Below are 24,917 nucleotides of genomic sequence, written 5' to 3'. Positions count from 1 at the left end.
CTACGCTGACCGGCCTCTTGCCAACCCCACCAACCCCAGTTCAGATCACCAAAGGACTCTCGTTATGGCTGGATGAGAAACGGGGGTCACGTCAACCCTCACGGGCCGCCGAGAAACTGCGGAGGTTGGGAGACGAGGCGCCGTTGCGCCACCTGAACCATGTGGAAGGGTTCAGTCCCCCAGCCTCGACGGCAGCGGCGGGCGTTACGCCGGCGGCGGCGCACTCGTTCTCAAAGGCGGCGATCTCTGGAGACATGGCGCGCAGAGTGACGCATTAATGCAAGCGACGTCAAGCGCATTAATGCAAGTCGCCCAAACCGGGGAGAACTTGCAACAATGCAAGCCCATGACGACAGCTGCCGCCATCCGCTCCTGGCTTCAGGAAACACTGACTGAAACCGGCCTGACGGTGAAGCAGTGGGCTAAACGTGCGGGCGTTGCTGAGTCCACGATCCACCGCGCACTCAAGGAAGACTATCAGTACGTCACCTCCAGCCGCACGCTCTCACGGCTGGCGTCCGCAATTGGCGTAGCGGCTCCCGAAACTAACAGCTCCGAACCGCAAATGGTGGGGGCCGAGTTCTTGCCGATCCGATATGAAGTGGGCGCTGGCAACTGGCAGGAGATCTCTGACAGTCAGGTCTTCTACGGCTCCGGCACCGTCGCCCCAGACCCGGCCTATGCCAGCTTTCCGCAGTGGCTTGAGCGCGTGTCCGGCGATTCAATGGACCGTGAATATCGCGATGGGGAGTTGATCCATGTCGTAGATGCTCTGGCGCTTGGCTACGCGCCTCAGCATGGCGATCACGTTGTTCTAGTCCGGCGGCGCAACAACGGCGCGGAAATGGAGAGGACGGTAAAGGAGGTTGTTCGAACCCAGTCAGGCACCTTTGAGTTCTGGCCTCGGTCGTCTAATCCCCGATGGCAGGAACCGGTACGCCTGGTCGACGGTGTCGAAGAAGATCAATCAATCGAGATCGAAGTCGCAGCCCTGGTCATCGGAAGCTACCGACCGCGCCGCCGCTAAAGCGCTCCAGCGCGGCAAGTCTCAAATACGCGCTCGACAGCGATGCGGGTGTCTTCCGGACGAAGTGTCCAGATCCCAGTTTGCGATGCCCCACGGAAATCCAGACCGCGCAGAACCACCCGCTGCGCGGTTACTATGCGACGTGCAAAGCTCATCGCCTCGCGGTCCCATGTTTGAATAGCGTTATCGGTCTCGTAGGCCCAGCGATCATCGAACGGCGCGTCTTGGTCGAACCGAACGGTCATTTTTCGGCGCTGGAAGTCGCCGCCGAAATAGTCGTCGGAGATCCAATGAATATAAACGCTGTCTCGACCTGGAGCATCGCACTTAATACCGAGCGTACCGCCTTCGCCACGGATCACTGCCACCATCCGACCCTCATCTGTGATCGGATCCGTAATTGAGATCATGGTCCAATCGCCGACTTTTTCCTCACGCTCGTCAGGGCTCGGAGCTGCCGAAGCGGTCATCAAAAGCGCAGCAACAATCGCGATCATAATACCTCTCCCATAGGTGCTCTGAGGGTAGTGGCTCGCACGCCTCACTGCGACTTGCATAAATGCTCTTGACTGTGAACTTGCATTAATGCGAGCGTCTGCCTTGTCCGCACCGGCCAACGCGACCCGGTTCCCCCGCTGATCTCGGCGCTGCCTTCGGGTTGAAAGCGTCGAGGGCCGGTGCGGACGCCCATCCACGGGAGCGTCCGCGCCATGTCCAACGTCCAGCCCTTCCCCTCTTCGCCGACGAACCTGGTTCGTCGCCTGTCTCCGCCCGCCGCCGCCCGGCTCGCCCGCCGGGTTGACGCCCTGGTCGAACGCCCCGCATCCGCCGGCGTCGATCCGGTCGCCGACTGTCTGTTGGCGCTGGAATCGACCTGTTGGGCCGAACCCTGCGTCTGTCCCCATCGCAGCCTGTCGCGACAGGGGCGGGTCGCGGTCGTCACGCCCGGCTATGACCGCCTGCTGACGCCGGATCAGGCCCGCGACGTCGCCGCCGGCCTGCGCGCCGACAACGCCTTCGCCGGGGCCCTGGGTCTGGCCCTGCGTTTCGACCAGGCCGCGGACCAGGCCGAGCGCCGCCGTCCGAACGACGGCCCCCTGCGGGGGCGCCCCGGCGGGTCGGGCGGTCGAACCTTGATCGCCGTCCTCCTGCTCGCCACGGCCCTCCTGGCCTTGCGCGCCTTCGCCTGACCGGAGCCCGCTCATGACCGAACTGAACATCCTCGCCGTCCAGAACGCCGACGTCCTGCGCGCCCTGGCCACGCCCCAGGCCCGGCGCGCCACGCCCACGATCAAGATGCTGGCGGCCGCCATCGGCCGTGATGACTCCAACCTCGGCAAGACGATGAAGGGCATGGCCGCCGCCGGCCTGCTTTTGCCGGATCCGATGGCGGACGGTTTGACCTCGGACGGCTTGTTGCAGCTGGAGGCCATCAACCGCGCCGAAACCGCAGAGGGCGCTGAGACTCTGCCCGACGGGCTGCTGGCCCTGCGCCACGACCAGATCCTGCCCGATCCGGACAACGCCCGTCAGGACTGGACCAGCGAAGAGGCCAGGGAGGAGCTGGACGCTCTTCGCGCCGACATCGTCAAGAACGGCCTGCTTCAGAACCTGGTCGTGCGCCCCATGGCCGAGGATGACCTTCAGGACGCGACGATCACCGTCGTCACACCGACCGGCGAACTGACCCTGCCACGCTATCGCCTCGTCGCCGGCGAACGCCGCTGGCGCGCCATCGGCGAGGCGATCAACGACGGCGACTGGGAAGCCGATGCGCCGATCCTGACCCGCTTGCTGGACCGGGACGCCAAGGAGACCCGCTTTGCCGCCATCGCGGAAAACCTGCTGCGGCGAAAGCTGAACCCGATCGAGAAGGCCAAGGGCTTCGAACAGCTGGCGGCGCTGGGCTTCGAGAACAAGTTGATCGCCGAACGCCTGGGCTACACCCCCGAACACATCCAGCAGCATCGTCGCTTTCTGACGTTGGACGAAGCGGATCAGGTCCGGATGACCTTGCCCCGCGACGATCCCAAACACCTGTCGGTGCGGGAGGCCCGCCAGAAGCTGTCGGCCAAGGATAATGCGCCCAAGCCCATCGATCTGACGCCGGCCGAGTGGCTGGCCGCCGTCGAAACTGTTTTCGCCGCCTATGAAATGACCCGCCACGGCAATCTCTGGAACGAAGTGGTAGTGGCGCCGAACGCCCGCGACACACCGGAGGCCCAGCGCCTGCAAGAGCTGGGGATCCTGCTGTTTTCGGACATCCAACGCTACGGCGCCCACCTGGGCCGCTTTACCGTCAAGCACGCCTACAGCGCGCCTCACAGGCTGGACTGGTGCGCGCCCGCCCTGCCCGCCGGACTGCACGCGAGCAGCGCCGCGCGGACCGCCATGCTGCGTGAAGCCCAGGCCAAGGTCTTCGGCGATGACGCTCCGGTTTGGGACGACGAAACGCCGATTCTCGCAACGCCTTGGCTGGCCGAACCCGGCGAACTGACGCCGGAGGGCGCGGCCCTGGTGAAGGAAGCCCGTCTGGAGGCCGAAAAGCGGGAGCAGGAGAACCGCGACCGCGCCGCCGCAGTCGCGGCGCGCGATGCGGTCTGGGCCCAGGCCCGCCAGCGCCACCTCCGCCTTCTGGCTGCGGCCCAGGAACGCCCGGAAGCGGGCCAGCCGGATGAGGTCGTCAGCATCGCCAGCGATCTGGACCGCCCTCTGCCTTGGCAGGCCCTGCCCTCCGGCGTCATCGCCGCCGCCAACGGCAAGACGGTGAAAGACCGCTTCGGCCATTACGCCGCGCCCAGTGAACAGGAACTGGCGATCAATCAGATGATCGTGGTCGCCGCCAACGCCGCCGGCGGCGTCCTGACCCCCACGCCCGCCCAGCCTGACGCAACCAGTGAAGATGAGTTCGTCGAGGCGATCGCCGCTGTCGCCGCCGACCGCCGCCCCGACCTGACAGAGGAACAGGCGAACGAACTGGCCGCCCAGATCCTGGCCAGCTTCCTCGACGACAATGGCGTCGCGTTCGGCGAGGACGGCTTCGACTGGACCCACGAGGGCGCCGTCATCCTGACCCACGAACACCTCGCCGCCGCTGGCGACACGCCGACCGGCGACGACGGCACGGCCGACGCCGACTCGGAGCAGGAAGAGGCCGCCTGATGCGTCCGCCTTGGACCGAGGCCGCCGCCCTGCTGGCGGCCCATCACCACCCCGCCGCCATCCCAGCCGACCTTTATCGCCGGAGACCCGTCATGCCCGCCGACGCCCGCTATGCCATTCTGTCCGCCGACCCCGCCGCCAAGCCGAAGGTCTTTCCCGACCTGGAGGCCCTGGCCCGCCACATCCAGCGCGAACGCGGCCTTCAGGCCCTGGAGCTGGTCGAGACTGAGGATCTGGAGATCCAGGGCGATCCCCAGCCCCGCCGCGCCGTCAGCGTCTTCACTCTGGACGCCGCCAACGACCGCGACCGCCTGATCGGCCACGCCTACCTCGACGGCCGGGGCCGCGAGACGCTCCAGGCCGCCCTACGCCGTAACCGCCTGGTCTTGCCCGCCGACATGGAGGACGCCGCGTGATGACCCAGACCTCCCCCACCACCGCCCCTGTGGCGTTCGACTTCCCGTACCAGCGCACCCTCAACGCGATTGCCGAGGCGGTCAGCTTCCCGTGGGCTGACGACAGCGGCAAGCCCCACATGTTCGGCATCTCCGTGGAGAAGTTCCAGCGGTCGTTCAACGAGAGCACGGTTGGCGGTGAAATCCGCCCGACCCCAGTCGCCCATACCGACAGGGCGCGACCTGGCGACCTGCACACCGCTATCATGGACGCGATCCACGGCGACCTGCTGCGTCAGAACCCCGATGCGTTCGTTGAGGAAGACGGCAACGCGACCCTGGCGATCCCGACGCCAAAGGCGTTCTTGACCATCGACGTCTCTTCGCTCGCGGAGCAGGTCCTCTCCGCCCTGAAATCGTCCGCCGCTCCAAAAGACGGGGAGGTGCGGGCATGAGCACGGAACCTGCCAACGCTGCGGACTTCGCCCTCGCCAGCGACCTCGGACGCAAGGTCGCCGACGACGTCGGCGCCACGATCCGGCGCACCTTCATGCTTTGCGAAACCCCTTACCAACGCGAGGTCGTGGTCTCCGCCGCCGCCGCCGCTGCGACCGTCTTTGCACGCACCACCCTGCGCCTGGCGACGCCGGACGTCACCGACCCCGATATTCTCGAGGTCCTGCTGAAGGGCTTGCCGGGGGCGTCCCAATGACTGCGCCCAAGGAACGCCCCATCCTCTTCAGCGGCCCCATGGTCCGCGCCCTGCTGGACGGCACCAAGGCCCAGACTCGGCGGGTCGTGAAGAGCCGCGCCCTAGAATGGTTGGCCGATGCGGGGTTCGGCCCCGGCTTCGTCGCCGATCCTGCAAACGGTCTTTGCCCCTACAGCGCCCCCGGAGATCGGCTGTGGGTACGAGAGATGCACGCGATCGTGCCCCGCACGGCCTACGCCATGAGCGAAGGCGTCCAGCAGACGCTCAAGCCGGGAGACGATCACGACGCGGCCGTCTACGCCGCGGCCTGGGAGCGATCAAGGCCCGGCCGCTGGCGCCCGTCCATCCACATGCCCCGCTGGGCCTCCCGCCTGACGCTGGAGATCACGGAAGTCCGGGTCGAACGGCTCCAGGACATCAGCGAGGCCGACGCTATGGCCGAGGGCGCCTCCCCCTGCGCGAATGGCGTCTGGTTCGACGGCAAGCCCGAGTTCGCCGGATGTGACGCTCGCGGCGCCTACTACAGCCTCTGGGAGCACATCAACGGCGCCGGCAGCTGGGACGCCAACCCTTGGGTCTGGGCGGTCTCGTTTCGTGTCCTGGAGCGCGCCTGACCCCATGACGGCCCGCGCCGCCTTCTCTGTCGCCGACATACGCCGCGCGATCGTGGCGATGGAGAAGTGCGGGCGTCAGGTCGCTGCGGTTGACTTCCCCAAGGAGGGCGGCTTTCGATTGATCCTTGGCGACCCGGTCCCGGTCGCCGTTGCAGGGATCGGCGGGTCGAACGAATGGGACGTCGTTCTGCCCCGATGAAGGCCATGGCCAAGATCGAGATCGCCTATGTGAAGGCGTACAAGGATCGTCACGGGCGCATGCGCTACTACTATCGGCGCAAGGGTCTGGCGACCGTCGCCCTGCCCGGCGAACCCGGCACAGCCGAATTCATGGCCGCCTACCAGATGGCCGACGCGCGCGCGCCGCGTCCGAACGCCGTCATCGCGGCCGAAAAGGCCGCCAGCCGGATCCAGCCTCGCTCGGTCACCGCCCTGATCCTGGAATACTACCGCTCGGCCGAGTTCACCCAACTGGCGCCCAGCACCCGGCGCGCCTATCGCGGCCAGCTGGACCGCTTTCGAACCGCCCACGGCGACAAGGGCGCGCTCAGCATTCAGGCCCACCACCTGGAGGCCATCTTTCTCGCCATGGCCGCGACGCCGGAGGCGGCCGTCAATCTCCGCAAACGCCTCCGCCGCGTCTTCCGCCTGGCGGTGCGCCTGGGCTGGCGCCAGGACAATCCAGTGACCGAAACAGAGGTGGCGCGCAAACGCGACCGGGGCATCAAGGGCTGGTCCGAACAGGAGATCGCGCAGTTCGAGACCCACTGGAAGTCCGGCACGCGAGAGCGCCTGGCCTTCGCCCTGTGCCTCTACACCGGCCAGCGACGCTCTGACGTCGTGACCATGGGCCGGCAACATGTGAAGGACGGTCGGATCAGCGTGGCCCAGCAGAAGACGTCGGCCCGATTGAAGATCCGCCTTCACACCGCCCTGTCGGCCGAAATCGCCGCCTACGACGCCGCCCATCCGACGGCCAAAAAACACCTAACTTTTGTGACGACGCAGGCAGGATCGGCATTCACGGTCGAGGGCTTCGGAAACTGGTTCCGCGACGCCTGCGCCGCCGCCGGCCTCAAGGGCAAGAGTCCGCACGGACTGCGCAAGTCGGCCGGCCGCCGACTAGCCGAAGCCGGGTGCTCGGAGAAGCAGATCGCCGCAATCCTCGGGCACCGCAGCCTAAGCGAAGTCGCCCGCTACACCCGCGAAGCCAGCCAGGCGCACCTGGCCGACGACGCCATGGCCAGGTTGGAAGAGGCCGAAACCAGAACAGGTCGTGTCTAACCGGTTAGACACTTTGCCCCTATCGCTTTGTTCTGAAACAACAAAACGTGAAGCATGGCGACCCCGGCAGGACTCCAACCTGCGACCTCGGCTTTAGGAAAGCCTTGCTCTATGCAGCTGAGCTACGGGGCCCGCAGGGGTGAACTAGCGGGTCGGGGCGGAGGGGGGAAGACGGTGGGTGCGGCGAACTGCATTTTCTTGGCCGCGCCGTCGGAGCCGCCTCAACTCGATTGTGGTTAATCTGTCTTAAGATACAATATCTTGGGGTGAACAAAGGCTGAATCGGCGCGAGTCCGCGATTCGGTCCTGATTCGTTTCGCCCCTGTTCCGCCGGCTGCGGATCGCGCTTAACCGGGCGCGGGCGTGCGGTCCACGACGGCGCGCAGACCGGCCAGCAGGGTCGAATTGGCGTCCGAGGCGCCGCCCCCCTCGCCGAGGATCAGCGACAGGGCGTGGACATGGACGTCGATCGAGGGCCAGGACCAGGCCTCGGCCGCCGACATCCGGCTGACGACCTCGCACAGGCTGTAGGCGGCCTCATAGAAGGCGGGCATGTCGAGAAAGCCCGCCGTATCCACCAGGACGGAGGCGATGGCGTAGAGCTCGGCCTCCGGGGCGGCGGGCCGACCGGCGCAGAAGGCCGCCAAGGCCTGGACCTTGTCCTGGATCACCCGCAGGGTTTCCTCCCGGCGCCCCTCCAGTCCCTGTTCGGCGGCGGCGACGGCGGCCTCGATATCTATGCCGCCGGGGCGCGCCATCTGCCGCTGAAGCGAGGTGGTGATGTCGCGAATCCGCACGGCGGGCTTTGAGACATCCTGAGAAACGGCTTTGGAGGCGGCGGTCACAGGTTCACCTTCATCGGCTTCAACAGCATGTCGATATCGTCCTGGTTCATGTTTTCGCCGACCGCCTCGCCGACCTCGCCCGACAGGTCGGTGCTGCGGCGGCCATCCTCGCCGGGCGGCGGGCCGTAGTTGTGGACGCGCCGATCCGGCCCGACATAGTTTTCGGCCTCGATGAACTGGCGGTTCTGGGCGCCCAGCCAGACGATGCGGCGCAGGAGGACCGACGGCGTCAGGGGTTTGGCGACGATGAAGCTGGCGCCGCAGTCGCGGCCGCGCGCGACCCGCGCTTGGGCGGCGTGGCCCAGGATCATGATCACGGGCGTGAAACGGGCCGGCTCGGGCGCCTCGCGCCTCAGCCAGGTGACGAAGTCGTAGCCGTCCATCTCCGGCATGGCGCAATCGACCAGGATCAGGTCCACCGCCCGACGACGCAGCAGTTCTACCGCCTCCTTGGCGGACGGACATTTCAGCTGTTCGCGCACTCCGAACCCCTGGACGATCGAGCTGAGCAGATCCAGCGACGTCGGCTGGTCATCGACCAGCAGCAGGGTGGAATGCGCCAGATTGACCTTATCGGGCGCCTTGGTCACGGCGTTAGAATAGGGTCAGATCGCCCGAATCGGGCGGAGCCGAGACCTTGACGCCGGCGGCGGGCCGCAGCCGCACCGCCATGTCGGCCAGGGAGATGCGGCTGACGGACTCGGCCGGGGTGGCCCCGTCGCCCAGCATACGCAGGACGCCGGACAGGGCCTCCAGCCGCTGGGTCAGGGCGTCCAGGGCCTGGGCCTCGGTCAGGGCCTCGGCCCGATCCTCGGCCGGGGCGCGGCGCACCAGACGGCTGACCAGGGCCTCGACATGGTCGATCCCCTCGCGCACCCGTGTCAGCTCGTCGGCGACGGCGACCAGCAGTTCGGCGTGTTCGGGAGGGGCGTGCATCAGAACAGCTCCAGGGCGCCGGTATCGACCGGAGGCGGGGCGACGGGCGCGGGCCGCGGCGCCACAGTGTCGGTCACGGCGCGTTGCAGAGCCTTGCCGGTCACGGGCCAGTAGTGGACCCGGCGCCCGCCGTCTCCGCGCAGGCTGCCGCCGACGACCGGAATGCCTTCGTCACGCAGGAATTTCTCGGCGAAATCGGCGTTGGAGCGACCCACGTCGCGCAGGGAGTCGAACATGCGGCCGCCGCCGAACAGCTTGGCCTCCAGCCGATCGCGCCGGCCGCCCGCCTTCAGCACGTCGTTGATCAGCAGTTCCATGGCGTAGGCGCCGTAGCGGCGGCCCGCGTCGGTGCCGGCGCCGGACCCTTCGGGCAGCAGGAAGTGGTTCATGCCGCCCACCCCGGCGACCGGATCGCGCAGACACATGGCGACGCAGGAGCCCAGAATGGTGCTGAGCACCACATTGGGATCGCGCGTGACATGGTGTTCGCCCTGTCCGACGTGCAGACGCTTTTCTTGCGTGTCCTTCAGGGCGGAAAAGGTCATGTCAGGGCGCCGAAGACGGCTTCCATCTTGCCCTTCAGCTGGGCGACGGTGAAAGGCTTAACCAGGTAATTGTTGACGCCGAACTGGACCGCGCGCTGGACCAGCTCGCGGTCGGCGCGACCCGTCAACATGATGAAGGCGGTCTTGGAGGTCGGGGGGTGGGCACGCACCGCGCGCAACAGACCCAGCCCGTCCAGATTGGGCATGTTGTAGTCGGAGATGATCAGATGGGCCGGCTTGGCGATGATGTCACGCAGGGCGATCTCGCCGTCGGCGGCTTCGCGGATCTCGCGGACGCCGAGCTGTTGCAGGCTGGTGCGGACCAGAGAGCGCATCGTCATCTGATCGTCGACGACCAGGCAGTGGAGTGAGGCGGCGGCGGGCATGAGTACGGCTCCCGGTGTCAGGCGACGGACCGTGCGGCCGGATCGGCGCACAGATCAAGGATGGCTGGGGCCAGGCGGTGCAGCGGCAGTTGCCGCTCTACAGCGCCCAGTTCGAAGGCGGCCTTGGGCATGCCATAGACGACCGAGGTGGTTTCGTCCTGACCCAGGGTGCGGCCGCCCGCATCGCGGATGGCCTTCAGCCCCTTGGCGCCGTCCTTGCCCATGCCGGTCAGGATCACGCCGGTCATGGGCCGTTTCAGACGGACGACGGAATCGAACATCACGTCCACCGACGGACGGTGGCCGTTGACGGGTTCGCTGTTCACCAGGCGGCAGCGCGGCGACAGGCCCGGCGTCAGCTCCAGGTGCGCGGCGCCGCCGGGCGCCAGATAGATGTGGCCGGGCTTCAGCGGCGCGCCGTCCACGGCCTCGCTGACCGCCGGGGCGCAGACCCGGTCCAGGCGCGCCGCGAAGCTGGAGGTGAAGGTCGCCGGCATGTGCTGGGTGATGACCGTCGCCGGGCAGTTGGCGGGAAAGCCGCTCAAGACCGTCAGCAGGGCCTCGACCCCGCCGGTGGAGGAGCCGATGGCCAGGACGTGATTGGGCGCGGGGCGATAGGCGCTGGGGGCGGCGGCGGCGGCGGGCACGTCGCCGCGGGCGCGAACCCGCGACCGGGCCGCCGTCTTCACCTTGCCGATCAGTTCGTGGAAGGCCTCGGCGCTGGCCACGGCCGGCTTGGCGACCGCGTCCACCGCGCCGATCTCCAGCGCCGCCAGGGTCACGTCCGTGCCCGCTGCGGTCAGGGTCGAGACCATGACCACCGGCATGGGGCGCAGCCGCATGATCTTATCCAGGAACTCCAGCCCGTTCATATTGGGCATTTCGACGTCCAGGGTCAGGACGTCGGGATTCAGCTCCTTGATGGCCGTGCGGGCCTCCAGCGGATCGGCGGCGGTGCCGACGACTTCGATTTCGGGGTCCGACTTCAGGGCGGCCGAGATCAGGCCGCGCATGGTCAGGCTGTCGTCCACGACCAGGACTTTGACGCGATCGGCCATCAGGCGGCTCCCAGGCGGTAGGTGGTCAGGCCGGCGGTCTGCAGCTGGCGACTCGCCGGGCCGGACACGCGCTCGGAATGACCGATGTAGAGGGTGGCGCCGGGGTTCATCAGCGGGGTGAACCGGCTCCAGATCCGCTCCTGCGTCGGATCGTCGAAATAGATGACCACGTTGCGGCAGAAGATCACGTCGAACCGGCCCTTCATCGGCCAGTCGCCGATCAGGTTCAGTTCGCGGAAGGTGACCAGCCGCTTCAGCTGCGGCCCCGCCACCCAGTTTCCACGGTCCGCGCGGTTGAAATATTTGCGCCACAGGGTCGCCGGCGCCGGCTCCAGCGCCTCTTCGGAATAGACCCCGTCATAGCCCTGGGCCACCATATTGGGGTCGATGTCCGTCGCCAGGATGCGCACGTCCAGGTCGGCCGCTTCCGGCAGGACCGACAGCACCGTCAGGGCCATCGAATAGGGCTCCTGCCCGTTCGAACAGGCGGCCGACCACAGCCGCACCCGGCCCCCGGCGCGGGCGCGCGCGGCCAGATCGGGCATGACGCGGTCGCGCAGATCGTCGAAATGATGCGGCTCGCGATAGAAGCGGGTGACGTTGGTCGTCAGGGCCGCCGTCATCTTCTGACGCTCGTCCACGCCGTCGGCGCCCTCGACCAGGGCGCAATAGTCCCGGAAGCTGGTCAGGCCCAGGGTCCGCAGCCGCTTGGCCAGACGCGAATAGACCAGCGCGGCCTTGCCCTCGTTCAGGGCGATGCCGGCGTGGGCGTGCAGCATCTGGGCGATCTGACGGAAGTCGTCGGCGGTGAAGACGAACTCGCCTTCGACGATCGACCCCCGTCCCGGGGCGGGGTTCATGCGGCTTCGGCCTCGACCTGGGGCAGGATGTGGTCCAGTTCGATCAGGCTGATCATCCGCCCGTCGATCGAGAAAATGCCTTTGACGAAGGTCTTCACCTGATCGCTGGCGACATCGGGCGTCGGCTGAACCGCGGCGTCGTTCATCTCCAGGATGTCGGACACGGCGTCGACCAGCAGCCCCACCATGCGGCCGCCGATATGGGCCACCATGATGACGTGGCGGGCGGTCGGCTCGGACGTCTCAAGCCCGAACCGGGCGCCCAGGTCGATGATCGGCAGGACGGTGCCGCGCAGATTGATCACCCCCTTCATATAGCCGGGCGAGCGCGGCAGGGGGGTTGCGGGCGTCCAGCCGCGGATTTCGCGCACCGACATGATGTCGACGCAGAATTCCTGCCGGCCGATGCGGAAGGCGATGAGTTCGCGCTGGGTGTCGTTGGCTTCTGTCATGGGTCAGCTCGCGAGCTTGAAGTCGGATCGGGGAGATTTGCGGCGCATGTCGGTGACGAGGACATCGACGTCGAGGATCAGGGCCACACGGCCGTCGCCCAGGATGGTGGCGGCGGCGACGCCCTCGACCTGGCGGTAGTTGGTCTCCAGGCTCTTGATCACCACCTGGCGCTGGCCCTGGATGGCGTCGAACAGCAGGGCCGCCTGCTGGCCGCCTTCGGTCTCGACCACCACGGCGACGCCTTCGGAAGGGACCATCGGCGTCTCGCGGAAGCCCATGGTCAGGGCCACGTCGATCAGCGGCAGGAAGCGATCGCGGAAGCGGATCACCGGATCGAGCCCGCCGACATAGTGCAGGTCGCTTTCCTGCGGCGTCAGGCTTTCGACGATGGCCGGCAGAGGGGCGATCAGGGTCTGGTCGGCGGCCGTCACCACCATGCCGTCCAGAACCGCCAGGGTCAGCGGCAGGCTGAGGGTGAAGGTCGAGCCCTTGCCGGGGACCGAACTGATCGAGATGCGGCCGCCCAGGGCCTGGATCGACCGCCTGACCACATCCATCCCCACGCCCCGACCCGAGATGTCGGACACCACGGCGGCGGTGGAGAAGCCGGGCAGGAAGATCAGATTGTCGATCTGTTCGTCGGTCAGGGCGGCGTCGGCGGCGATCAGCCCCTTGTCCACCGCAATCTTCTTGACCCGTTCGCGATTGATGCCGCGGCCGTCGTCGGCGATTTCGATGACGATCCGGCCCGAGCGGTGCAGGGCCGCGAGGCGCACCGTACCCTCGGCCGGCTTGCCGGCGGCGATCCGCTCCTCCGGCGTCTCCAGCCCGTGGTCGATGGCGTTGCGCAGCATATGGGTGATCGGCTCGGCCAGGCGTTCGACCACGGTCTTGTCGACCTCGGTGTCTTCGCCGGACGTGACCAGACGGACCTGTTTGGAGACCATGTCGGCGACTTCGCGGACCAGGCGCGGCATGCGCTGGAACACCGACTTCACCGGCTGGGCGCGGATGGCCATGACGCTGTCCTGGATCTCGCGCGTCAAAAGCTCCAGATCTTCCATCCCAAGCGCGATGCCCGAAGAGCGGGCCAGGCCGCTTTCCAGCACGCGCTGGGACAGCATGGCCTGCTGGATGACCAGTTCGCCGACGACGTTGATCAGGCGATCGACCCGATCCAGGTCGACGCGGATGGTGACCGGCGCCGGCGCCACGGGGGTGGCGACCTGAGCAGGTGGAATGGGGGCGGACGGAACGGGGGCGGCGGCCGGGGCCGGTGCGGGCTCAGGCGCGGAGACCTGGGCGGCGACCGGCGCAGGCGCGACCGGCTCGGGCGCGGGGGCCGGCGCCGGAGCGGCGGCGGGCGTTTCGGGCGCGGCGCCTGCAGCGGCCTTGGCCAGAAGGGCGGCGATGTCCAGTTCGTCGCTGGCGGGCAGGACGGCCGGCGGCTCTTCCTCGAAGACCAGGGCCGGGGCGCCGCCCAGCGGGGTGATGGTCAGGTCGCAGTCGGCCTCGACGAAGTCGAACACTTCCCGCACGGCCTTTTCATCGACATCGGCGACCAGGTCGATCGTCCAGGTCAGATAGCCGTCTTCGGCGACCAGCACGTCCAGGGTCGGCAGGGCGGCCTCGTCCACAGAGACGGTGATGGGGCCCAGCCGGCCCACTTCGCGCAGCAGCAGCCCCGCCTCATTGGCGCTGCCGTACATGCGGCCGTGCGGCTTGAAGACGATGCGCCAGCCGGGCTGGCCTGCGGGCGCCGCATCCGCAGCGGGAGCCTCGACCGCCAGCGCCGGGTCGTCCAGCGGCGCGTCGAAGGCCATGGGGGTGAAGCCGAAGTCGTCTTCCTCCTCCTCTTCGACGGCGGGCGGCGCCTCGCCGCCGTGGGTCAGAAGCTCCAGCTCCTGGACCAGGCCGGCCGAACGCTCTTCGTCCACCGGAGGAGCCAGGCCCTGGGCGGCCTGGATGTGGTCGGCCAGCACGTCAGAGGCGCGCAGCAGGGTCTTGATCGTGACCGCGTCGCAGGGTTTGCGGCCGCCCCGCAGCTCGTCCATCAGGGTCTCAAAGACGTGGGCGAACCGGACCAGAGCCTCCAGGCCGAACGCCCCCGCCCCGCCCTTGACCGAGTGAACGGCGCGGAAGACGGCGTTGATCGTCTCCAGGTCGGTCTGACCCTGCTCCAACAGCATCAGCTTCGATTCCAGTTCGGCGAGCAGTTCGTCGCACTCCTGGAAGAAGGTGGCTTTGATGGCTTCGAAGGCGTCCATGGCTGTTGGCCCGACCGATCTGGAAAAGTGTTAGGCCGCCACGCGGCGAACGGCGTCGACCAGTTTCACCGGGTCGAAGGGTTTGACGATCCAGCCGGTCGCGCCGGCGGCGCGGGCGCGGGCCTTCTTCTCGGCGTCGCTCTCGGTCGTCAGCACCAGCACCGGGGTGGTGCGGTGGTTCGGATCGGCGCGCACGCCTTCGATGACGCCGAAACCGTCCATGCGGGGCATGTTGATGTCGGTGATGATGACGTCGGCGCCCTGGGCGGCGAGCGTCTCCAGGCCGTCCACGCCGTCTACGGCTTGGATGACGACATAGCCGGCGTCTTCCAGGGCCATCAGCAGCATGTCCCGCATGGTGCGGGAATCGTCGATGGTCAGAACGGTCTTGCTCACGCGAGCGCTCCTTCAGTGAGGTCTGGTGCGTTGGTTTCGGACGCGCCGAAGGCGGCCCATTGTTCAGCGAAAGACGTCGATTGGGGCGTGATCATCAGATCGACCCCGTCGGCCGCCCAGGTCTTGCGGGCGGAGAGAAGGACTTGGAGACAAAGACCGCCCAGGCGTTCGACGCCGCTCGCATCCACCGTTACGGCCTGGCCGCGCTTGGCCAACAGTTCGGCCTTCAGCGGCTCGGCTGCGTTCATGTCCAGGACCGATGCGAGACTTATGACCTCAGCCATTGGTGTTTCCTTGTTTCAGCCCCGTCCGCTTCGTCTCACGCGGTTGGTAAATATCGCTTGAAGAACGGAGCATTTTAGAACTCTTCCCAGCCGTCTTCGGCGGGAGCGGCCTGTTGGGCGGGCGCGGCGCCGCCGCGGCCCAGGGTCTTGAGGGCCTGGACCATGCGGTGGGCCGGCTTGGCCGGTGCGGAAGGCGCCGGCGCGGGCGCAGGGGCGCGGGCGGGGGCGGCGGCGACCTGGGCCGCTGAGCCGACCTTGAACCGGGCCACCGAGGCCTGGAGCGACTGGGCCTCCTGGGCCAGAGAGTGGCTGGCGGCGGTCGACTGTTCGACCATGGCGGCGTTCTGCTGGGTGACCTGGTCCATCTGGTTGACGGCCGTATTGACCTCGGCCAGGCCGATGGCCTGTTCCTGGGCCGAGGCCGCGATTTCCGACACCAGGCCGTCGATCTCGGCGACACGGTCCACGATCCGCTGCAGGGCCTCGCCGGTCTGGCCGACCAGTTTCACCCCCGAACCGACCTGGGTGCTGGAGGTCGAGATCAGGGTCTTGATCTCCTTGGCGGCTTCCGCCGATCGCTGGGCCAGGGCCCGGACCTCGGAGGCCACGACGGCGAAACCGCGACCGGCCTCGCCCGCCCGGGCCGCCTCGACCCCGGCGTTCAGGGCCAGAAGATTGGTCTGGAAGGCGATCTCGTCGATGACGCCGATGATCTGGCTGATCTGTTCGGAGGAGCCCTCAATCGCCTGCATGGCCTGGACGGCGTCGCGGACGATGACGCCCGAGGTCTCGGCGTCGCCCTTGGCGGCCTGGACCACGTCCGAGGCCTGGCGCGCGCCCGACGCCGTCTTGTTCACCGTGGCGGTGATCTCGTCCAGAGCCGCCGCCGTCTCCTCCAGCCCCGCAGCCTGCTGTTCGGTACGACGCGACAGGTCGTCGGCGGCCTGAGAAATCTCTCCGGCGCCGGAGCGGATGCCGGCGATATTGGCCACCACCACCGAGACCGCCTGTTGCAGCTGGGCGATGGCGGCGTTGAAGTCGGACTTCAGTTGGGCGGCCTTGGGCGCGAACTCGGTGTCGATCCGATAGGTCAGGTCGCCGTCCGCCATGGCCGCCAGACCCCGGCCCAAGGCCTCGATCGTCACCCGGTCGGCCTCGGCCTCCGCCGCCTTCTCGGCCTCGCGGGCGGCCCGCTCCTGCTCGCTCATCGAGCGTTGCGAAAGCGCCTCCGCCGCCAGACGCGCCTTCTCAATGGCCGCGTCGCGGAAGGCGACGATGGCCTGAGCCATCTTGCCGAACTCATCCTTGCGGTCGGCGCCCTGGACCTGGATGGCGGTGTCGCCCGCCATCAGCTTCTGCATATAGCCGATCATGGTGAAGGTCGGCCGCACGATCGAACGGGTGGCGACCAGACCTGCAGCCAGGGCCATCAGCAGGGCGCAGACCATGCCCACGATCACGGCCATGAGGGCGGCCTGGGCCGCCTCGGCCTGGGCCTTGCGGGTCGCCTCGCGGGCGGCCTCGTTCTCAGCCCTCAGGACGTCGATCGCTTCTTCAACTGGAGCGATGAACTGGTCGGCGACGCCGGTTTGACCGACCATCCGGCTGGCCTCGGCGATCCGCCCCTCGGCGACCATCGCCTTACCGACCTGGACGATGTTGGCGTACCAGCCGTCAGCGGCCTTGATGGCCTCGTCGACGGGCGCGGCGCGATCGGCGGGCAGTTTTGCCCGCACCTCCTCCAGCGCTTCCTTGAACTTGGCGCGGTGCAGATCCAGCCGTTCGGCGTAATAGGGGTCCTGCGACAGCAGATAGCCGCGATAGGAGTTTTCCTGCTTGGACAGGCGGAACTCGGCGACGGCGAGCACTTGATTGATCTCACCTTCCAGATTGCGAGCGTGGTCGGCGCGCTGCAAGGCCAGAAGGTTCGTCACCACCACCACGCCCATGACGGCGATGGCGGCCAGGACCACGCCGAAAGCCACGGCGAGCTTCCGTCCGACGGACATGTTCTCAATAAAACGCAACCCAAACTCCTACGGTCTTCGTCGATCTGAGCGCGCCGCCACGGCCGAAACGGCCCTTTGCGGCGCGTCAGCCGCCCCTCTGCGATGAACCCGCATCTGTCCGACCAAGGATGGAAGGATGATTAATACGATTTCTGAACTGCGGCTTAGGTAGGAATGCGTAGCGAAGGTTGGCGCGGGCTGAGGGGCGGCGCCATCCGGCGCAGCGAACGCGGCGGATCTCCTGAATCGCATCGGACGAAGTGCGCTCGATAGTCGCGAGGCGTGTGAAAAGACGACGATATCGCTTCCCAGCCACGCCATTGTCGTTGTAGTAAATTGGTCAGAAAAGCGGCGACGGTGAAGTCCAGATGATTTCGCAACGGCGAGATCCAACATGACAGGGGCGCGAGCGGACGCCTTTACTGAGTTGTTGAAGCGGGTCATCGGAAAATCCGCGAACGCATCTCCGAAGAACGCCGTTCTGCTCGCTTGCGTCTGCGTCCCGCTGGCGGTTACGACGAGCGTGGCTCTTCGCGACGTCGATCACGTGCACTACCTGCCGCTGTTCGGAGCCGTCATGGCGACCGCCCTGGTCGGCAGCCGCACCGCGACCCTCTTCGTCATCGGCGTCTCCATCGCCGCCGATCTGGCGATGAAGGGGCGAAGCGACCTCTTCGATGCGGCGGTCGGCGCCGGCCTCTTCATCGCCGTATCCCTGCTGTTGGCCGAAGTCGGTCATCGGCTGACCAACCGGACCGCCCTGTTGCACAGCATACTGACCTCGGTGCCCGTGGTGACGCTGGACGACGAGGGGCGTATTCGCCGCATCACCGGCCCGGCGGCCGATCTGCTGGGCGTGGCGCCCGAGGATGCTCACGAACGCCCTTTCAGCCTGTTCGCGCCGGACTTCGGCGAGGACATCCTGGCGAGTTTCGTCAAGGACGCCCCCCTGGCCGCCCCGCCCTCCGGCTATTGGCTGGTGAGACGTCCCAACGGCGAGATCGTGCCGGTGATCATCCACGGCGGGCTGCTGGCGCACAGCATGGCCTCCGAGCGGGTGGTCCTGTCCCTGGCGGACCAGCGTCCGAGCCTGGCCGTCAACGATCGCATGCGCGACCTGATGGACCAGCTCAGCAAGAGTTGGCGGCTCAATTCCATGGGTGAGATGGCGGCTATCCTGGCGCATGAGCTGAACCAGCCCCTGACGGCCGCCACCGTCTATCTCCATGCGTGCCAAACCGACATCGCGCGCGCTGGACCGATCGGCGACAGCGCGGGCCGCGCCCTCGACCTGGCCAAGACCCAGCTTCTGCGCGCGGGGGACATCATCCGGCGCATGCGCGAACTGATCGCGACCGGGGCGTCCCAGCTGACGGAAGAGCGGGTCTCCTCCATGGTGGACGACCTGCGCCCCCTCTTCGATTTGATCCGGCAGGAAACCGGTATCGCCGTCCGTATCGACGTCGATACGACCGGGGATCGGGTCTTGGCCGACCGAATCCAGTTTCAGCAGGCCATCACCAATCTGGTGCGCAACGCCGTCGACGCCGTCGGCGACCATCCCGGTGCGGTCGTATCGCTCACGGGCCGCAGCCTGGCCGATGAGGGCTATGAGATCCGGATCGAGGACAACGGCCCCGGCATCGCCGAGGATCAGATGGACCGGATCTTCCAACCGATGATGACCACCAAGGCCGGCGGCATGGGCCTGGGCCTGTCCGTCACCCGCTCCATCATAGAGAGCCACGACGCCGCCCTGGCCGTAGGCCGCAGCGCCCTGGGCGGCGCCGCCTTCTCCTTTCGCCTCACGCCTGTCACGGAGCTCGAAGCCGCATGACCGACCATTCCGTCTTCGTCATCGACGACGATCAAGCCATGCGCGATTCCTTGCTCATGCTCCTGCGGGGCGAGGGCATCCGCGCGCGGGGTTTCGCCAGCGCGATGCAGTTTCTGGAACAGCTGCCGGACGACAAGTCCGCCTGCGTCATCACCGACCTGCGGATGCCCCAGATTGAAGGCTCCGAACTGATCCAGCGGCTCAAGGCGCTGAAGGGCGAGGCCTGGCCCGTTATCGTCATCACCGGCCACGCCGACGTGCCCCTGGCCGTCCAGCTGATGAAGGCCGGGGTCGTGGACTTCATCGAAAAGCCCTTCGATCCCAACCGCATCCTGGAGGCGGTGCGCGGCTGTCTGTCGGCCTTGGCGCGCCAGGGCGTCGAGAGCGAGGCGCGCGAACAGACCGCCGCCCGGCTGGCCAGCCTGACGCCGCGCGAGCGCCAGGTGTTCGACGCCCTGATCGACGGCAAGTCGAACAAGGAGATCGCCCTGGCCCTGGACATCAGCCCCCGCACGGTCGAGATCTTCCGCGCCAAGGTGATGCAGAAGATGCAGGCCCAGAGCCTGTCCATGCTGGTGCGGCTGGGGCTCAGCGTGGCCGACGCCTGACGCCCGCCGCCTCTGGGCTCAAAAGACTCACTTGAGCCCGGGCGCGATCGTCGCCACCTTGTCCTGTCATGAGCGACCGGTCCGCAGGCCTGCCCCCATCGCGCGTCACTGCGGTCCTGGGGCCCACCAACACCGGCAAGACCCATCTGGCGGTCGAGCGGATGCTGGGTCACGCCTCAGGCATGATCGGCCTGCCCCTGCGGCTCCTGGCGCGCGAAATCTATGAGCGGATCGTCAAACAGCGCGGGGCCGCCGCCGTCGCCCTGATCACGGGCGAGGAGAAGATCGTCCCGGCCCGCCCCCTCTATTTCGTCTGCACGGTCGAGGCCATGCCGTTGGAGCGGTCGGTCGAGTTTCTGGCCATCGACGAAATCCAGCTGGTCGCGGACCCTGAACGCGGCCACGTCTTCACCCAGCGGCTGCTGCACGCCCGCGGCCGGTTCGAGACCATGTTCCTGGGCGCCGGGACCATGGAGCCCCTGATCCGTCGCCTGATCCCGGATGTGGAGATCGTGACCCGGGATCGGCTGTCCACCCTGTCCTACGCCGGCTCCAAGAAGCTGACCCGCCTGCCCCGCCGCAGCGCCATCGTCGCCTTCTCCACCGAGCGGGTCTACGCCATCGCCGAACTGATCCGGCGTCAGAGGGGCGGCGCCGCCGTGGTCATGGGCTCGCTCAGCCCGCGCACCCGCAACGCCCAGGTGGCGCTCTACCAGTCGGGCGAGGTCGACTTCCTGGTCGCCACCGACGCCATCGGCATGGGGCTGAACATGGACGTCGACCATGTCGCCTTTGCGGGCCTGAGAAAGTTCGACGGCCGCCGCACCCGCTGGCTGCACGCCCATGAGATCGGCCAGATCGCCGGCCGGGCCGGCCGCCATCTGCGCGACGGAACCTTCGGCGTCACGGCCGAGGCCGAGGATCTGGACGTGGATCTGGTCGAACAGGTGGTCGAGCATCGGTTCGATCCGATCGAGGCGGCCGAATGGCGCAACGCCCGGCTGGACTTCGACACCCTGCCCGACCTTCTGCGGTCCCTGACGGTGACGCCGGGCCGCGCGGGACTCAGCCTGACGGCCGAGGCCCTGGACGAGACCCTGCTGCGCCGCCTGATCAAGGATGAGGAGGTCGCCCGTATCGGCCGCTCGCGCGGGGCGGTGATGCGGCTGTGGGAAGCCTGCCAGCTGCCGGACTTTCAGAAGACCACGCTGGATGAACACGCCCGCCTGGCCAAGGACGTGTTCCAGGCCCTGACCGGCAAGCGGGGGCGGTTGACCGACGACTGGATGGCGCCACGCTTCGCCTTCGTGGACCGCGACGACGGCCAGATCGACCAGCTGTCGGCCCGGCTCTCGGCGGTGCGGACCCTGTCCTATATCGCCAACCGCCCAGACTGGGTCCATGACGCCCACGGCTGGCGCGACAAGACCCGCGCCCTGGAGGACCGGTTGTCGGACGTGCTGCACGAACGGCTGACGGCCCGCTTCGTGGATCGACGCACCACGGCCCTGATGCGGGCGCTGAACGTCCGGGAGGATGCGTTTGCGGGCGTCGCCGAGGACGGCGAGGTGACGGTGGAGGGCCAGGTGGTGGGTCAGCTCGAGGGCGTCCGCTTCCAGATGGAAAAGGGCGCCTCGGCCCTGGAGGACCGCACCCTGCGCCAGGCGGCGGTGCGGGCCGTGACGCCCGAGATCAATCGCCGTCTGGGGCAGTTGGCGGCCGAGGCCGACGAGGGTTTCGCCGTCACGCCGGACGGGGCTGTGCTGTGGCGCGGGGTGCTGACCGCCCAGATTCAGGCGACGCCGACCGGGGCCGACCCCTTTTCGCCGTCGGTGCGTCTGTTGGGCGACCTGGGGGCGACGCCGGCCCGCGAGCGCGCCCGCCGACGGATCGAGGCCTGGCTGGCGTCCGAGGCCGGTCGGGCGCTGCGCGATCTGCGGCGGCTGAAACAGGCGGTCGAATCCGGCGCGCTGAGGGGCCTGCCGCGCGGCCTCGCCTTCCGCCTGATCGAGGCCGGCGGGCTGATCGACCGGCGCGACGTGGATCGGGATCTGGCGGCGCTGAGCCAGGTGGAGCGCCGCACCCTGAAAAGCTTCGCCATCCGCGTCGGGGTCCATTCGGTCTGGCTGCCGGGCCTGCAAAAGCCCCGCGCCCGCCATTTCGCCCAGGCCTTCGTCACGGCCCCGCTGATCCCCGCCAGCCCCGACCTGATCCCCGCCCCGGTCGAGCCCCCCTCCCCGCGTCTGTTGTCGGCCTCGGGTCTGCGCCACGCCGGTCGGTGGCTGGCGCCGGTGGAGGCCCTGGAGAAGATGGCGGAGTTGCGCGCCGCCAATCACGGCCGGCTGTCGGACGAGGCCCTGACCGATCTGGGGTGGAGCGCCGATCAGGCGAAACAGCTCATCGCCGCCCTGAAAACCGAACGCGCGCGCCGGCCCGACAAGCCGGGCGCCGCGCCTAAGATCGTCAAGGATTCCCCCTTCGCCGCCCTGGCCGCCCTGACCGAGGCGCCGACGGCCAGACCCAAGCGGCGGCGTCCGCGCCGAAAGGCCGCCTCTTGAGGCCCTGTCCTTTCGTCATCCTCCGGCGAAGCGAAGCGGAGACCGGGGGACCCAGCGGCGCGCGCGAGCGCGAACCTGTCGCGGACAAGGCGCTGTGGACATTATGCGGCGGACACATCGCCTTCGGCGCCGCTGGGTCCCCCGGTCTGCGCCGCAAGCGGCTTGCCGGAGGATGACGAAAGGGATGAAGACCGACGCCTGTCGCATCGACGTCTGGCTGTGGCGGGCGCGCTTCGTGAAGACGCGAGGCCTGGCCGCCGCCCTTGTCGAGCGGGGCGCGGTGCGGCTGACCCATCAGGGGCGCGAGACCCGGCTGGACAAGCCCAGCCGCTGCGTCCACCCCGGCGACCTACTGACCTTCGTCCAGAACGGCGAGGTCACGACCCTGCGGGTGGAGGCCCTGGGCGAAAGGCGCGGGCCCGCCGAAGAGGCCCGCGCCCTCTATAGCCGCCTTACGACTTGATCACGAACTCGCCTTCGATGTGCAGCTTCACCTCGTCGGAGACGGCCGGCAGGGCGTAGTTGATGCCGAAGTCCGAGCGTTTGATGGTGGCCTCGCCGTCGAAGCCGGCCTTATAGGCGCCCATGACGGATCCGGCCGCATTGAACTCAACCTCGATCGTCACCGGCTTGGTCACGCCGCGCAGGGTCAGGTCGCCGACCACCGTCGCCTCATTCGGATCGGACGGATCGACCGTCACCGAGCGCGAGACGAAGGTCGCCGTCGGATGGTTGGCGGTGTCGAAGAAGTCGGCCGTCTGAAGATGGGCCTTCAGCCGGTCGTCATTGGGCGCCACGTCGGTCAGCGGGACGGTGGCGGTCAGGGTCGAGGCGGAGGGGTTGGCTGGGTCCAGCTTCAACTCGGCCTTCACGTTCACGAACTGACCCGTATAGGTCGACAGGCCGAAGTGGCTGACCGACCAGGTGATCTTGCCGTGGCTGGACTCCAGCGCATAGTCGCCGGCGCGGACCTCGGCCGGGTTCTGGGTCAGGGCGGCCTGGGCCACCACCGCCCCACCGGCGGCGAGGCTGAGGGCCAGGGCGCCGGCCACGGCGTATTTGGCGAAGGCGTATTTCATCAGGGGAGCGCGCATGGTCATGTTCCGGTAGGGGTTGATATGTAATCTACACAGTTGCGGTTAAGCCCGGCCTTTGTCAAGCGGTCGGGCTAGGGCCGCGAACGCCTCTCAGATTAAGCCCTGCTGTTGACAGTTGGTTGCGCGGTCGCCATGTCGCAGACCTCCCGCTCGCAATCGTGATCTCTTCGCCGCCCAATGACCTACATCGTCACCGACGCCTGTGTGAAATGTAAGTTCATGGACTGCGTCGAGGTCTGTCCCGTGGACTGCTTCTACGAGGGCGAGAACTTCCTGGTCATCGCCCCGGACGAATGCATCGACTGCGGCGTCTGCGAGCCGGAATGCCCCGTCGACGCCATCGTGCCGGACACCGAGGATGAGCCGGACGGCAAATGGCTTCAGGTCAACGCCGAGTACGCCAAGGTCTGGCCCAACATCACCGTCAAGGGCACGCCCCCCGCCGACCGCGAACAGTATGAGCGCGAGACCGGCAAGTTCGAGAAATACTTCAGCCCCAAGCCGGGCAAGGGCTCCTGAGCCGGGGCGGCCGACGCAGGGCCGCGCGTTCAAACCTTCGCGACATTCCGCGTCGGCTGTGTGGACGTTTTGAAATTCCGCAAATTTGTGATAGGTTCTGTTTCATTGGATCGGGCGGTCCGCGAAACCTTCGCGCCGCCCGTGTTTGCGACAGAATCCCGCCCATAGACGGGATCGGCCAGAGGTTTGGTGATCCGTTTCCGCATCTGACGTCCGCATTTCATCGACCGACGGAAGCTTCCGGCGGCGAGACTGCATTGCGTTTGATGCGCCTTCGCTTCGCCCGGCCCTGACCGGGAAAGGACGAATATGACGAGCAAGACTGGTCTGGAGTTCAAGGTTGGCGACGCGGTCGTCTATCCGGCGCACGGCGTCGGCAAGGTGGCGGCCATCGAGACTCAGGAAGTCGCGGGCATGTCGCTGGAAGTCTATGTCGTGACCTTCGACCACGAGAAGATGACCCTGCGCGTCCCGACCAAGAAGGCGGCCACCGCCGGCCTGCGTTCGCTGGCCGCCGACGACGTCGTGACCAAGGCCCTGACCACCCTGAAGGGCCGCGCCCGCATCAAGCGCACCATGTGGTCGCGCCGCGCCCAGGAATACGAGGCCAAGATCAACTCGGGCGACCTGATCTCCATCGCCGAGGTGGTCCGCGACCTGCACCGCGCCGACACCCAGCCGGAACAGTCCTATTCCGAGCGCCAGCTCTATGAATCGGCTCTGGACCGGATGGCGCGCGAAGTCGCCGCCGCCAACAAGATTGACAAGGACGCCGCCGTCGAGCTGCTGGCCAAGTCGCTCAGCGCCAAAAAGCCGGTCCCGACCGCCGAAGCCGCCTAGAGCCTGATCGGTTGAAGTGGAATCGCTTCGCGATTCCGCTGAAGCCGTGAATCAGGCTCCAGATTAAAGCGAGAGCATGATTCACGCTTCTGTCGGAACCGCGAAGCGGTTCCGTCCGAAACGATCATGCTCTAAGCGTCCGCATCGGAACAATGAAAAGGCCCCGGAGCGATCCGGGGCCTTTTTGTTTTGACCGACGTCAAGGCGGGGCGCGGCCTCATCCGC

At 67.6% G+C, this 24,917-nt stretch carries 29 protein-coding genes and 1 tRNA gene; 15 read left to right on the top strand and 15 right to left on the bottom strand.

Features of this window, described 5'->3' with window-relative positions; all coding sequences use genetic code 11:
• Positions 1-301: 301 nt before the first annotated feature.
• Complete coding sequence (locus tag GGQ93_RS13995; protein WP_183217838.1) at positions 302-1,027, top strand: LexA family protein; 726 nt, start codon at positions 302-304, stop codon at positions 1,025-1,027.
• Here the strand turns inward: GGQ93_RS13995 and GGQ93_RS13990 are convergent.
• Positions 1,024-1,524, bottom strand: coding sequence for a hypothetical protein (locus GGQ93_RS13990; RefSeq protein ID WP_183217836.1), 501 nt, complete (start codon positions 1,522-1,524; stop codon positions 1,024-1,026). The genes GGQ93_RS13995 and GGQ93_RS13990 overlap by 4 nt on opposite strands.
• Before the next feature lie 213 nt (positions 1,525-1,737).
• Between GGQ93_RS13990 and GGQ93_RS13985 the strand changes: the two genes are divergently transcribed.
• The 8 genes from GGQ93_RS13985 to GGQ93_RS13950 are packed head-to-tail and all read left to right on the top strand — an operon-like array spanning position 1,738 to position 7,194.
• Entirely contained in the window at positions 1,738-2,217 is a 480-nt protein-coding gene (locus tag GGQ93_RS13985; protein WP_183217834.1) for a hypothetical protein, read from the top strand.
• Positions 2,218-2,230: 13 nt separating this feature from the next.
• On the top strand, positions 2,231-4,189 hold the full coding sequence (locus tag GGQ93_RS13980) for a ParB/RepB/Spo0J family partition protein (protein ID WP_183217833.1): 1,959 nt from the start codon (positions 2,231-2,233) through the stop codon (positions 4,187-4,189).
• The gene (locus GGQ93_RS13975) at positions 4,189-4,605 is read left to right on the top strand and encodes a hypothetical protein (protein ID WP_183217831.1); all 417 of its coding nucleotides are present in this window, start codon (positions 4,189-4,191) and stop codon (positions 4,603-4,605) included. The genes GGQ93_RS13980 and GGQ93_RS13975 overlap by 1 nt, the downstream gene beginning before the upstream one ends.
• A complete protein-coding gene (locus GGQ93_RS13970) occupies positions 4,605-5,039 on the top strand; it encodes a hypothetical protein (protein ID WP_183217829.1) in 435 nt (144 codons plus the stop codon). Before GGQ93_RS13975 ends, GGQ93_RS13970 begins: the two co-directional genes overlap by 1 nt.
• Positions 5,036-5,296: a hypothetical protein gene (locus GGQ93_RS13965; protein ID WP_183217827.1), complete on the top strand. Its 261-nt coding sequence runs from the start codon at positions 5,036-5,038 to the stop codon at positions 5,294-5,296. The genes GGQ93_RS13970 and GGQ93_RS13965 overlap by 4 nt, the downstream gene beginning before the upstream one ends.
• Positions 5,293-5,910, top strand: a complete 618-nt coding sequence (locus GGQ93_RS13960; protein ID WP_183217825.1) for a hypothetical protein — start codon at positions 5,293-5,295, stop codon at positions 5,908-5,910. Before GGQ93_RS13965 ends, GGQ93_RS13960 begins: the two co-directional genes overlap by 4 nt.
• Positions 5,911-5,914: 4 nt before the next feature.
• A complete protein-coding gene (locus GGQ93_RS13955; RefSeq protein ID WP_183217823.1) occupies positions 5,915-6,109 on the top strand; it encodes a hypothetical protein in 195 nt (64 codons plus the stop codon).
• On the top strand, positions 6,085-7,194 hold the full coding sequence (locus GGQ93_RS13950) for a tyrosine-type recombinase/integrase (RefSeq protein WP_183217821.1): 1,110 nt from the start codon (positions 6,085-6,087) through the stop codon (positions 7,192-7,194). The genes GGQ93_RS13955 and GGQ93_RS13950 overlap by 25 nt, the downstream gene beginning before the upstream one ends.
• A 55-nt stretch (positions 7,195-7,249) precedes the next feature.
• Here the strand turns inward: GGQ93_RS13950 and GGQ93_RS13945 are convergent.
• From GGQ93_RS13945 to GGQ93_RS13885, 13 genes are all read right to left on the bottom strand, one after another.
• Positions 7,250-7,326: transfer RNA gene (locus GGQ93_RS13945), tRNA-Arg, on the bottom strand.
• A gap of 215 nt (positions 7,327-7,541) precedes the next feature.
• Positions 7,542-8,039: a hypothetical protein gene (locus GGQ93_RS13940; protein WP_183217819.1), complete on the bottom strand. Its 498-nt coding sequence runs from the start codon at positions 8,037-8,039 to the stop codon at positions 7,542-7,544.
• The gene (locus GGQ93_RS13935) at positions 8,036-8,629 is read right to left on the bottom strand and encodes a response regulator (protein ID WP_054764764.1); all 594 of its coding nucleotides are present in this window, start codon (positions 8,627-8,629) and stop codon (positions 8,036-8,038) included. The genes GGQ93_RS13940 and GGQ93_RS13935 overlap by 4 nt, the downstream gene beginning before the upstream one ends.
• Positions 8,630-8,633: 4 nt before the next feature.
• Positions 8,634-8,975 carry a DUF8776 family protein gene (locus GGQ93_RS13930; RefSeq protein ID WP_054764763.1) on the bottom strand — a complete coding sequence of 114 codons (342 nt, stop codon included), beginning with the start codon at positions 8,973-8,975 and terminating at the stop codon, positions 8,634-8,636.
• Complete coding sequence (locus GGQ93_RS13925; RefSeq protein WP_054764762.1) at positions 8,975-9,520, bottom strand: chemotaxis protein CheD; 546 nt, start codon at positions 9,518-9,520, stop codon at positions 8,975-8,977. The genes GGQ93_RS13930 and GGQ93_RS13925 overlap by 1 nt, the downstream gene beginning before the upstream one ends.
• The gene (locus tag GGQ93_RS13920; RefSeq protein ID WP_054764761.1) at positions 9,517-9,906 is read right to left on the bottom strand and encodes a response regulator; all 390 of its coding nucleotides are present in this window, start codon (positions 9,904-9,906) and stop codon (positions 9,517-9,519) included. Before GGQ93_RS13920 ends, GGQ93_RS13925 begins: the two co-directional genes overlap by 4 nt.
• 17 nt (positions 9,907-9,923) lie before the next feature.
• On the bottom strand, positions 9,924-10,964 hold the full coding sequence (locus GGQ93_RS13915) for a protein-glutamate methylesterase/protein-glutamine glutaminase (protein WP_182715089.1): 1,041 nt from the start codon (positions 10,962-10,964) through the stop codon (positions 9,924-9,926).
• Entirely contained in the window at positions 10,964-11,824 is an 861-nt protein-coding gene (locus GGQ93_RS13910; RefSeq protein WP_054764759.1) for a CheR family methyltransferase, read from the bottom strand. Before GGQ93_RS13910 ends, GGQ93_RS13915 begins: the two co-directional genes overlap by 1 nt.
• On the bottom strand, positions 11,821-12,276 hold the full coding sequence (locus GGQ93_RS13905; protein ID WP_054764758.1) for a chemotaxis protein CheW: 456 nt from the start codon (positions 12,274-12,276) through the stop codon (positions 11,821-11,823). Before GGQ93_RS13905 ends, GGQ93_RS13910 begins: the two co-directional genes overlap by 4 nt.
• 3 nt (positions 12,277-12,279) lie before the next feature.
• On the bottom strand, positions 12,280-14,544 hold the full coding sequence (locus GGQ93_RS13900) for a chemotaxis protein CheA (RefSeq protein ID WP_183217817.1): 2,265 nt from the start codon (positions 14,542-14,544) through the stop codon (positions 12,280-12,282).
• A gap of 30 nt (positions 14,545-14,574) precedes the next feature.
• A complete protein-coding gene (locus GGQ93_RS13895) occupies positions 14,575-14,940 on the bottom strand; it encodes a response regulator (RefSeq protein WP_054764756.1) in 366 nt (121 codons plus the stop codon).
• The gene (locus GGQ93_RS13890) at positions 14,937-15,224 is read right to left on the bottom strand and encodes an STAS domain-containing protein (RefSeq protein WP_054764755.1); all 288 of its coding nucleotides are present in this window, start codon (positions 15,222-15,224) and stop codon (positions 14,937-14,939) included. The genes GGQ93_RS13895 and GGQ93_RS13890 overlap by 4 nt, the downstream gene beginning before the upstream one ends.
• Before the next feature lie 74 nt (positions 15,225-15,298).
• Entirely contained in the window at positions 15,299-17,233 is a 1,935-nt protein-coding gene (locus GGQ93_RS13885; RefSeq protein ID WP_183217847.1) for a methyl-accepting chemotaxis protein, read from the bottom strand.
• 523 nt (positions 17,234-17,756) lie between these two features.
• Between GGQ93_RS13885 and GGQ93_RS13880 the strand changes: the two genes are divergently transcribed.
• From GGQ93_RS13880 to GGQ93_RS13865, 4 genes are all read left to right on the top strand, one after another.
• Complete coding sequence (locus tag GGQ93_RS13880; protein ID WP_224764467.1) at positions 17,757-19,070, top strand: sensor histidine kinase; 1,314 nt, start codon at positions 17,757-17,759, stop codon at positions 19,068-19,070.
• Positions 19,067-19,678, top strand: coding sequence for a response regulator FixJ (fixJ, locus tag GGQ93_RS13875; protein WP_054764753.1), 612 nt, complete (start codon positions 19,067-19,069; stop codon positions 19,676-19,678). Before GGQ93_RS13880 ends, fixJ begins: the two co-directional genes overlap by 4 nt.
• A gap of 68 nt (positions 19,679-19,746) precedes the next feature.
• Complete coding sequence (locus GGQ93_RS13870) at positions 19,747-22,236, top strand: helicase-related protein (protein ID WP_183217815.1); 2,490 nt, start codon at positions 19,747-19,749, stop codon at positions 22,234-22,236.
• Positions 22,237-22,420: 184 nt separating this feature from the next.
• Complete coding sequence (locus GGQ93_RS13865) at positions 22,421-22,699, top strand: RNA-binding S4 domain-containing protein (RefSeq protein WP_183217813.1); 279 nt, start codon at positions 22,421-22,423, stop codon at positions 22,697-22,699.
• Here GGQ93_RS13865 and GGQ93_RS13860 read toward each other — a convergent pair.
• The gene (locus tag GGQ93_RS13860; protein ID WP_224764380.1) at positions 22,689-23,330 is read right to left on the bottom strand and encodes a YceI family protein; all 642 of its coding nucleotides are present in this window, start codon (positions 23,328-23,330) and stop codon (positions 22,689-22,691) included. The two genes, GGQ93_RS13865 and GGQ93_RS13860, sit on opposite strands and share 11 nt — an antisense overlap.
• 180 nt (positions 23,331-23,510) lie before the next feature.
• Here GGQ93_RS13860 and fdxA point away from each other — a divergent pair, with 180 nt between their 5' ends.
• Complete coding sequence (gene fdxA, locus GGQ93_RS13855; protein ID WP_054764750.1) at positions 23,511-23,852, top strand: ferredoxin FdxA; 342 nt, start codon at positions 23,511-23,513, stop codon at positions 23,850-23,852.
• Positions 23,853-24,161: 309 nt separating this feature from the next.
• A complete protein-coding gene (locus GGQ93_RS13850; protein ID WP_054764749.1) occupies positions 24,162-24,692 on the top strand; it encodes a CarD family transcriptional regulator in 531 nt (176 codons plus the stop codon).
• Positions 24,693-24,917: the final 225 nt, after the last annotated feature.

Source organism: Brevundimonas aurantiaca, assembly GCF_014199955.1.
Lineage (GTDB): Bacteria > Pseudomonadota > Alphaproteobacteria > Caulobacterales > Caulobacteraceae > Brevundimonas > Brevundimonas aurantiaca.
This window is presented reverse-complemented; position numbering and strand designations above follow the sequence as displayed.

Coding starts and splice junctions, on each gene's coding strand:
- GGQ93_RS13965 (WP_183217827.1), top strand. CDS start 5,036: ATGAGCACGGAACCTGCCAACGCTGCGGACTTCGCCCTCGCCAGCGAC.
- GGQ93_RS13920 (WP_054764761.1), bottom strand. CDS start 9,906: ATGCCCGCCGCCGCCTCACTCCACTGCCTGGTCGTCGACGATCAGATG.
- GGQ93_RS13865 (WP_183217813.1), top strand. CDS start 22,421: ATGAAGACCGACGCCTGTCGCATCGACGTCTGGCTGTGGCGGGCGCGC.
- GGQ93_RS13850 (WP_054764749.1), top strand. CDS start 24,162: ATGACGAGCAAGACTGGTCTGGAGTTCAAGGTTGGCGACGCGGTCGTC.
- GGQ93_RS13980 (WP_183217833.1), top strand. CDS start 2,231: ATGACCGAACTGAACATCCTCGCCGTCCAGAACGCCGACGTCCTGCGC.
- GGQ93_RS13925 (WP_054764762.1), bottom strand. CDS start 9,520: ATGACCTTTTCCGCCCTGAAGGACACGCAAGAAAAGCGTCTGCACGTC.
- GGQ93_RS13915 (WP_182715089.1), bottom strand. CDS start 10,964: ATGGCCGATCGCGTCAAAGTCCTGGTCGTGGACGACAGCCTGACCATG.
- GGQ93_RS13985 (WP_183217834.1), top strand. CDS start 1,738: ATGTCCAACGTCCAGCCCTTCCCCTCTTCGCCGACGAACCTGGTTCGT.
- GGQ93_RS13930 (WP_054764763.1), bottom strand. CDS start 8,975: ATGCACGCCCCTCCCGAACACGCCGAACTGCTGGTCGCCGTCGCCGAC.
- GGQ93_RS13905 (WP_054764758.1), bottom strand. CDS start 12,276: ATGACAGAAGCCAACGACACCCAGCGCGAACTCATCGCCTTCCGCATC.
- GGQ93_RS13860 (WP_224764380.1), bottom strand. CDS start 23,330: ATGCGCGCTCCCCTGATGAAATACGCCTTCGCCAAATACGCCGTGGCC.
- fdxA (WP_054764750.1), top strand. CDS start 23,511: ATGACCTACATCGTCACCGACGCCTGTGTGAAATGTAAGTTCATGGAC.
- GGQ93_RS13890 (WP_054764755.1), bottom strand. CDS start 15,224: ATGGCTGAGGTCATAAGTCTCGCATCGGTCCTGGACATGAACGCAGCC.
- GGQ93_RS13970 (WP_183217829.1), top strand. CDS start 4,605: ATGACCCAGACCTCCCCCACCACCGCCCCTGTGGCGTTCGACTTCCCG.
- GGQ93_RS13950 (WP_183217821.1), top strand. CDS start 6,085: ATGGGACGTCGTTCTGCCCCGATGAAGGCCATGGCCAAGATCGAGATC.
- GGQ93_RS13885 (WP_183217847.1), bottom strand. CDS start 17,233: ATGTCCGTCGGACGGAAGCTCGCCGTGGCTTTCGGCGTGGTCCTGGCC.
- fixJ (WP_054764753.1), top strand. CDS start 19,067: ATGACCGACCATTCCGTCTTCGTCATCGACGACGATCAAGCCATGCGC.
- GGQ93_RS13960 (WP_183217825.1), top strand. CDS start 5,293: ATGACTGCGCCCAAGGAACGCCCCATCCTCTTCAGCGGCCCCATGGTC.
- GGQ93_RS13870 (WP_183217815.1), top strand. CDS start 19,747: ATGAGCGACCGGTCCGCAGGCCTGCCCCCATCGCGCGTCACTGCGGTC.
- GGQ93_RS13990 (WP_183217836.1), bottom strand. CDS start 1,524: ATGATCGCGATTGTTGCTGCGCTTTTGATGACCGCTTCGGCAGCTCCG.
- GGQ93_RS13995 (WP_183217838.1), top strand. CDS start 302: ATGCAAGTCGCCCAAACCGGGGAGAACTTGCAACAATGCAAGCCCATG.
- GGQ93_RS13910 (WP_054764759.1), bottom strand. CDS start 11,824: ATGAACCCCGCCCCGGGACGGGGGTCGATCGTCGAAGGCGAGTTCGTC.
- GGQ93_RS13955 (WP_183217823.1), top strand. CDS start 5,915: ATGACGGCCCGCGCCGCCTTCTCTGTCGCCGACATACGCCGCGCGATC.
- GGQ93_RS13975 (WP_183217831.1), top strand. CDS start 4,189: ATGCGTCCGCCTTGGACCGAGGCCGCCGCCCTGCTGGCGGCCCATCAC.
- GGQ93_RS13900 (WP_183217817.1), bottom strand. CDS start 14,544: ATGGACGCCTTCGAAGCCATCAAAGCCACCTTCTTCCAGGAGTGCGAC.